This is a genomic window from Streptomyces sp. NPDC034103 (genome assembly GCF_055575395.1).
This window is the reverse complement of record NZ_JBVISS010000029.1, coordinates 42,518-49,987: the sequence shown is the minus strand read 5'-3', so window position 1 is coordinate 49,987 and position 7,470 is coordinate 42,518. Positions and strand designations below refer to the sequence as shown.

Here is a 7,470-nt window from a genome sequence, read left to right as displayed (position 1 = left end):
CCCGCGCGCGGGTCCGTAGGCGGCTTCGCCGCCTACCACCAGGGATCGGCTTCGCCGATCCCCTGACGGCGTTTCACGCCGTCGAGGGCTCCGCTTCGCGGAGCCTGACCGCCGTTTCACGGCGGTTGTGGGGGTTGCTCTGGCCGCTTCGCGGCCTCTGACCTGGGCTTTTGCCGCTTCGCGGCTAGGCTGGCTAGGAGGGGTGGGGGTGACCTCGTCGATTCCGTTTCCCTCGAACTTGGTTCCGATTTCCCTCACCTCCCCTTATCTAATTCCGTTTAGGTTTCCCACCATAGGGCTTACTAAATTCTTTGTCAAGCGCGGTGGTCGCCTCTTTATCAAGTGCCTTTTCCGGGTAATTCCTTGGCTTTATGAGAATACCTTAGCATTCGTTTTCCAAACGGCCGTAGGCCGTTTTCCTTTGCCCCGCAGGGGCGGGCCCCGGCGCGAAGCGCCTTAAAGGGGCCCACCGCGATAGCGGCGGCCCGATAGGGCCGGGTCTTTCCCGCCCCGTGGCCGAAGGCCACTTAGGGGGCGGGTTTCCTTTCGGGCCCGCGAAGCGGGACCAGGCCGCCCGTGGCCGAAGGCCACATAGAGGCGGCCCAGCCCGAAGGGCTGTCGATTGGCCGCGCATTTGGGCATGGAAAAAGGGTGACCATTCACCGGTCACCCTTTTTCTGTTGCCTAGTCGTTACCTAGGCCGTTCTGTCAGTCCGTCATGTGGTCGAACCAGTCGGCGGGTTCCATCCCGTCGATGGTCGGCCGGTCCTCGTCCCACTTGAAGTCACCGGGCGAGAGCTCCACCCCTGCGGCCTTGGCCCTTTCGAGGTAGGGCTCGATTTCCTCGGCCCGCTCCTCGTCGAGCTCGGCCTCAAAGTGCATGAGGCCCGCGTCGATGACGAGTTCAGGGGCGCAGCCGTTGAGGCGGGCGAGGTGAAACAGGTCGGCGAGGAGGTCGCCGCCCAATTCCCTGAGAACGTCGTCGCCCACGTCGAGAGTGCCGTCGATGTAGTTTTGCCCGGTCTCCTTGCCGAACGCTTCCAGGGCCGTGAGTGCCCAGTGTGCGCGGGTCCTGTTGGCCTCGGCGGCGCCGTCCGCGTAAAGGTCCGTCATTCCTCTGCCTTTCACTTGCCGTAGACGGTGATTGCGGCGCGGACCTTTTCCACGTCGAGGCATCCGGGGTGCCGGAATGCCGAGGGCGGGTTTCCATTGCGCCCGCGCAAGTGGGACCAATAGCGGGGGCCTTGCCATCCGCAGAGCTCGCAACGGAGGAACCACGGGTTATCCGCACCCGGATAACCGCCGAGCGGAGTCCAAAGGAATTCCGCGAGTCCGGCCATTGCCTTACGCGCAGCCTCGGTGTTCCGAGGCGTTGCGGGCATTCGGGGATGCAGGAGCGGCACCGGGCCGACCAATTCGCGCGGCGCGGCGGCCTCGTCCTCGTTCTCGTCCTGCGGGGTGATCTGTCGCAGGTCGTACATTGCGACGAGGTACCCGGCGGCGAGTTCCTTCCCGGCGCTTCCGGCGGCGACTCGGATTTCTTCCGAGTGTCCCGCCGGGACGGCGTACCAAGCGCCGTGCCAACGGTAAATGCGGCCGATGTGCAGTCCGTCGAGACGGACGGGGTATCGGCATTCCTGGTCCGGAGTGCCGAGCTGGAATCGGAATCCGTTGCTCACTTGGTGCTCTCCATTTCAGGGATGCGGAGACCGGCGTTCATGGCGTCGAGGACGTCGGCGGCGGCCCACTCAAAGGCGTTGAGGATGCTCGCCTCGAAATAGGAGTCGAGGGGCTCGTCGAGGTAGTCGTCGAGGTACTCGTGAAGCCGTTCGCGGGCCTCGGTGGGGTCCTGCACCTTGCCGAGGGTTCCGGTCTCGTCGACGACCCAGACCTCGAATCCGTCGAGGTCGATATCGCGGCGGTCGAGGAGGTTTCCGCATTCGGGGCACCCGAACAGGCCGTCGGGCCGAATGCGGTAGGCCGAGAGGCCGCCGCAATGCGGGCATGAAATTGGGGTCACTGAAAGCGCCTTTCGCGTTGTGCTTCCGGGGCGTGACCCAGGAGGCCGCACGGCGCGACGCGTGCTTGTCGGCCCGGTGCGCGCCGAAGGCGCAGGGCCGACAACCCTTTTGCCGGTGCGCGCCGAAGGCGCAGGCAAAAGGGCGGTCCCGCGAAGCGGGACCGAATCGCCGGTGAACGCGCCGAAGGCGCCCGGCGATTCGCCCGGAGGGCCCGCCAGGGCCCGCAGGGCGGTGCGCGGCGTGCCGTGTGGCACCCTGGGCCACGCCCCGGAAGAAAGGGCCCGTCAGGGCCGCTTGAGGCCCTACGCCGCGCCCTGCCGCGCCTTGCTGCGCCCCCTCGCTGCGCCCCGGCCCAGAACGCGCGAGACCCCCCTCCCCGTGTGTCGGGAGGGGGGTCTCGCGCGTTCGCGGTGGCGGTGCCTTGCTACGCCGCTGCGCCCCGTTCGAGGACGCGGATCACGGCCTGTGCGCGCCGCTTGTTCTCCGGTTGGTCCCCCAGGAGGACGAGCACCGGCTCGGCCGTCTCGCGGGCGTACTCGGGATCTTCCACGGCGAGGCGAATCCACACCGCGTGCGCGTTGCTGATCACGCGCTGTGTCTCGTCCTCGGGGGCCCCTGCCTCGCGGCGGCGCTGCGCCGTCTGGACGAGGAGCTCCATCGTCTCGGCCCAATCCTCTGTCTCCTCGACCCGGCGCACGGTGAGCGCGGCCCTCGTCGTCATCACGTTGACCGTGGGCGGGGCGAGAGGCCCGAAGGCGCCCGAGAGGGCGGTTTCGAGCTGGGCGGCGGCGACGATGGCCTCGACGAGCCGTCCCGCCTTCTCGTGGGCGACGAGCTCGGCCCAGACGGATGCGTACTGCGGCGGGAGGGGCGCGGCCCACTCGGGCGGTACGGCGGCCGTGGCGCGGCCGGCATCCGGCGCGGCGGGCTGCTGTGCGGTGCGGGCCTGAGTGCTGACCGCCGCCCGCTGGGGTGCCCCTTCCGGGGCGAAGGTCACGACCAGCTCGGCCGCGGCCGGGGCGCTGGGGGCCGCGGGGGGAGCCTGGGCGGGCACGGGTGCCGGCGGCGTCGGGTGCGGGTGGTCGAGCGTCACCACGTCGCCGTTGACGTCCACGATCAGGGGCCAGGCCGCCCCGTCGGCCTCCTTGGCGAGCACGCGGACGGGGCGGCCGTGAAAGGCCGCCTTGATCCGGACCTCGGCGAGGGCGCGGACGCGGGCCTCGTTGGCGTTGAGGCCCGGCTCGGTGACCTCCTCACCGTTGACCGCGGCGACGCCGTTCGAGCTGACGGTGATGGTGTAGATCGGGGTTGCGGGAATCTGGTCGGGGTCAGTGATGGTCATTGGTCTTTCTCCGATCTATCCACCCTTGGGGAAATACGGTGGTGCCCAACCGACGTATGTAGAACCCCACTTGCTTTCAATGTCGGTGGCGGGTACGACGTCAATGTAACCCGGACGGAGAATATCGTTGCTGGCAATTTTCCCGTCACCGAGATACACAGCAACGTGACCCGCCCGCCCGCCGGTCTCCCAGTACATGAGGGCACCGGGCGGCGGATTCCGGTCCTTGTCGTGCTTCATGCTGGCCGGCATCTCGCGGTAGTGGTCGATGGCGTAGGGCACCCCGGAGAAACTCCAGCCGTACACCCGAGCAACGAACGCGAGACAGGCGCGATACCAGTCCTTGCCGCCCGTCTTGGCCTCGTTCTCGGCCCACGCGATGGCGTCCGCGGTGCTGCGGGGGTTCTTCACGTTCGCGGGCCACGGGGCGTCACCGTCGTGGAAGGCGGCACCGGGCTTGCCGGGGCGGTCGTTGGCGTCCTCGGGGTAGCACTCGGCGTTGGGATCGTCGTCCTCGTCCGGGTTGGCCGTGGCCGTGTCGTCGCCCTGCTCCTGGTCCTCGTCGGCGTCGCCGCCCTTGCCGGGGCGGTCTAGGTCGATGCCGGCCTCTTTGGCGATCTGCCGGGCGGCGTCCTCCTGGCCGTCGTACAGCTCGGGATGGGCGGACGACTGCACCTTCTGTGCGGCCTCCCCGAGGCCCATCGTCTCCCACCCCTGTATGTCGGTCAGGCCGTGGATTCCGGCGGTGGTGTCGCGGTTGGCGCCGAAGAAGAACATGCCGGCCGCGTATTTGGGCTGCATGATCTGCGTCTTCGTACCCCAGCCCTGCGACGGCCGCTGTTGGAACAGGCCGATCGAGTCGAGGTGGCCGTGATCGAGGTTGAGGAGGGTCGACTCCTGTAGGGCGGTCATCAGGCCGATGAGCGTTGCCCGACCGGACAGGCCGCCGTCGTCAGCCACCTTGTCAATGATCTTGGCGTTCGCTATCTGGTTCTTCCGGATGTTGCCGGTTGGCTGCTGGGCCGTGCCCTCGCCGTCGTCGCCGTAGTCGACGCCGGGTGTTCCGCGTTCGCCGCAGGAGTCGGCGAACGCCTTCCCGCCGATGCCGGCACCGAAGATGCCGACGACAAACAGGAAGATCACGAACACCACCGACGCTATGGCAGTGGCCTTGATCTTGAGTCCGGACCCGGCGAAACGGCCCAGGGTCCGGACGGCGTCGCGTCCGTCCACTACAGCCCCAGGATTCGGGAGACGCGCCACCCGTCGCCGTCGCCGTTGGTCGTCAACTCGACCTGTAGCACGGTGGTTTCGCTGTAGTCCTCGTATCCCTCGACGTCCACCTTCGCCGTGGTCTTCCGCCAGACACGAACGGGGGTGTCCACCGGCAGATCACTGCCGACGGGCTCGACCTTGACCGTGCGGACGGTGGCCACTCCCCCGCGGCTGACGAGCTTGGCCCATCCCGGGTCGGTGTGCCCGGCGAGGTTCTCGACGAGGGCCGCCGTCATGTACGGCTGTGCCCGGAGAACGCTCGCCGTGTGGTCGCCGTCCTTGGGCGGGTTGCGGGTGAGGTAGATCCGTACGGCTTCCTCGGCGACGTGGTCCGGCTTGCTGAGGTCGACGGCCGCCGAGGAGCTCGGCGACGCCGACGCCGAGGAGCTGCTCGGCGTCGCCGCGGGCTCCTCCTCCTGGGCGCCGGGGGTCGGGCTCGCGGTAGCCGTGACGCGGTCGCCCGTGTGACTGTCGCCGAGGAGGCTCGGCCACAGGAAACGGGCCCCGACGCCGAGGCCCAGGATCACCAACACGATGACCAGGGCCCCGGCCGGGCGCAGCGGGTCGCGGCGACGCTCCTCTCGAACGTATTCCTTGGTGAGGCGGCGGACGCTCTCGCGGTGCTCGCGCTTGGCTTCGCGTCGCCCGCGGCGGCCCTTGGCCTTCTTGACCTCCTCGGGATAGGAGAACGAGGCGAGGATCTCCCGCCACTCCTCCGGGGTCGGTTCGTCGTTCTTCGCCATGGCTTACCCCCGTCGGCCGGTGTTCCTGGGCGCCGGTACCGCCGGGGCCGCTGTGCGGCGTGCCGGCGCGGTGGCGCGGGGCGGCGGTTGCGTGCTCCCGGTCGGCCGCGGTGGCGGACCGTTGGGCGTACTGCGGATAACCGTCGCCTGAATGATCTTGGGCTCGCCCGGCCGCGAGGGCGGTGGAGCCTGCCGGAAGGCGTAGTTAGGGGCGGCGCCGTTCTCCGGGCGCATGACCGGAGTCGGGCCCGACCCGATGGCCGGACGGGCGGCTCCTGCCCCTGCGGCGGTCCCCGTGGGCCCCGTGGTGCCCTCCTTGCCGCCGGGTAGTGCGGCGCGGGGCCTCGACGGCGGCGGGGGCAGGGTGGCGCGGGCTTTGCCGGTGACGTCGGACCGCTCGCGGTCGAGCGTGATCACCGGGGCGTCGGAGCGTCCGCCGACAGTCCCGGCGCCGCCGCCGGGTGGGAGCGCCGGGCCTGCCCCTGCACCGGCCGTAGCCGGGAGCGGGCGGGGTGCCGGCGCGGGTGGCCGGTGGCGTGGTACGCGGGTGAGGATGACGCCCGAGTCGTCGGCGGCGCCGCCTCCCCCGCCGCCGGGGAGCTGCGGCAGGTCGTCGTCGCCTCCCCCGCCGCCTCCCCCGCCGCCTCCGCCTCGGCGACGTCGGCGGCCGGGCACGGTGCGCACGGGCTGGTGGTCGAAGTCGCCGCCGCCCCGGCGGCGGCTGCGGCCTCCGCCGCCTCCGTTCAGCATCTTGGCGACGGCGAGGCCGCCGAGCATCCCGGAAGTGGTGCCACGGACGCCGAAGATTTGGGCGACGACGGCCCGGAAGTTCATCCCAACGATGGCAGCGGCAATGCTCAGGCCGCTGGTGGGGAGCCACCCGTACACGCCGAACATCTGCGTCGTAGCGGCCTGTAGGGATAGAACCGCGCCGAGGGCCATCGTTGCGAAGAGGCTTTCGAGGGTCCGCGCGAGGATCTGATCGAACCAGGCGAGGCCCCACTCGCGGGGGCGGCCGGGGATGACCCAGAGGCACGCGAAGATGACGCCCGTCAACAGGAGCATGAGGGCGCCGAGGAGGCTCGCCAATGAGGTGAAGGCGAGCATCAGGATTAGGGCCGCGAACAGGATGATGGAGATTAGGGCGGGAATGGTGACCATGATCCGGCCGACGGGGCTATGTCCCTGACGCCATGTCACAGAGTCGCCGCCGACTGCATCGTCATCGACGGTGTCTTGCAACCATTCCTTGCGCTTGTCCTTGTCGGTGCCCTGGTCCAACAGGTCTTTGCCGTACTTCTCGCAGACCTCGAAAGAGCCGAATTCTGCGACACACCATGGGGTCGCCACATATGCGCGCCACACGGCGTCACTGGATTTGCGGAGGGCGTCATCCCGGCCGTTGCCGCTGAACTTCGGCTTATGGTCGAGCTTGAACGGGAAGTCGCCCGATCCGTCGCCGAGGCCCTGCGCCGTGGCGTTCATGGTGACGCTCGACCCGACCTGACGGGCGCTGTCGATGCCGCCGACCCAGGTCTGAGGACTGGTCAGGAGCGAGATCGAGACCACACCGGAGATCAGCACCCAGGCGATTTGCGACAGGCCCCCGCCCCCGCCGCCCTTCTTGTGCTGAACGAATGCCACCAGGCCGCCGACGGCGAGTGCGCTCGGGAGGAGCGTCACGGTAAGGCCCTTGGCGGCCCCGCCGATGGACTTGGTGATGGCGTTCTCAAGTTCCGGGATCGTGGTCAGTTGGAAAATCCACTGCACGATCACGATGCACGCCGTACCGAGTACGGCGATCAGGCCCATGCAGATATCCGCGATGGACTCGGCCATCGGGTCGAGAACGTCCCACTTGCCGAAATCGGAATCGAGCTGCCACAGAGTCGGATTGCTGTACGTCTCATAGAGGGTGCCCTCCCCCTCGGGCACCTTGGAGTCCGGCGACGGCATGAGGTCGCCGATTCCCGTTGGGTCGATATCCGCGGCGTGGGCCTGTCCGGCGAACACCATCAACGTGGTGAAAGCGAACAGGAGCGGAATCGCCACGGTTCGCAGCCGCGGCAGGTTGTAGTAGACGAGCACT

General features: G+C 68.8%; 7 protein-coding genes. All 7 read right to left on the bottom strand.

Going from position 1 to position 7,470, the window contains the following annotated elements; translation table 11 throughout:
* Positions 1–708: 708 nt before the first annotated feature.
* Positions 709–1,113, bottom strand: coding sequence for a hypothetical protein (locus ACZ56U_RS39325; protein ID WP_469088746.1), 405 nt, complete (start codon positions 1,111–1,113; stop codon positions 709–711).
* A gap of 11 nt (positions 1,114–1,124) precedes the next feature.
* Positions 1,125–1,679, bottom strand: coding sequence for a hypothetical protein (locus tag ACZ56U_RS39320; protein WP_469088745.1), 555 nt, complete (start codon positions 1,677–1,679; stop codon positions 1,125–1,127).
* Positions 1,676–2,020: a transposase gene (locus ACZ56U_RS39315; RefSeq protein WP_469088744.1), complete on the bottom strand. Its 345-nt coding sequence runs from the start codon at positions 2,018–2,020 to the stop codon at positions 1,676–1,678. The genes ACZ56U_RS39320 and ACZ56U_RS39315 overlap by 4 nt, the downstream gene beginning before the upstream one ends.
* A gap of 425 nt (positions 2,021–2,445) precedes the next feature.
* A complete protein-coding gene (locus ACZ56U_RS39310; RefSeq protein ID WP_469088743.1) occupies positions 2,446–3,363 on the bottom strand; it encodes a hypothetical protein in 918 nt (305 codons plus the stop codon).
* A 15-nt stretch (positions 3,364–3,378) separates the two neighbouring features.
* The gene (locus ACZ56U_RS39305) at positions 3,379–4,596 is read right to left on the bottom strand and encodes a C40 family peptidase (RefSeq protein ID WP_469088742.1); all 1,218 of its coding nucleotides are present in this window, start codon (positions 4,594–4,596) and stop codon (positions 3,379–3,381) included.
* Positions 4,596–5,381, bottom strand: a complete 786-nt coding sequence (locus ACZ56U_RS39300) for a hypothetical protein (RefSeq protein WP_469088741.1) — start codon at positions 5,379–5,381, stop codon at positions 4,596–4,598. The genes ACZ56U_RS39305 and ACZ56U_RS39300 overlap by 1 nt, the downstream gene beginning before the upstream one ends.
* Positions 5,382–5,384: 3 nt before the next feature.
* Positions 5,385–7,469, bottom strand: a complete 2,085-nt coding sequence (locus tag ACZ56U_RS39295; protein WP_469088740.1) for a hypothetical protein — start codon at positions 7,467–7,469, stop codon at positions 5,385–5,387.
* Position 7,470: the final 1 nt, after the last annotated feature.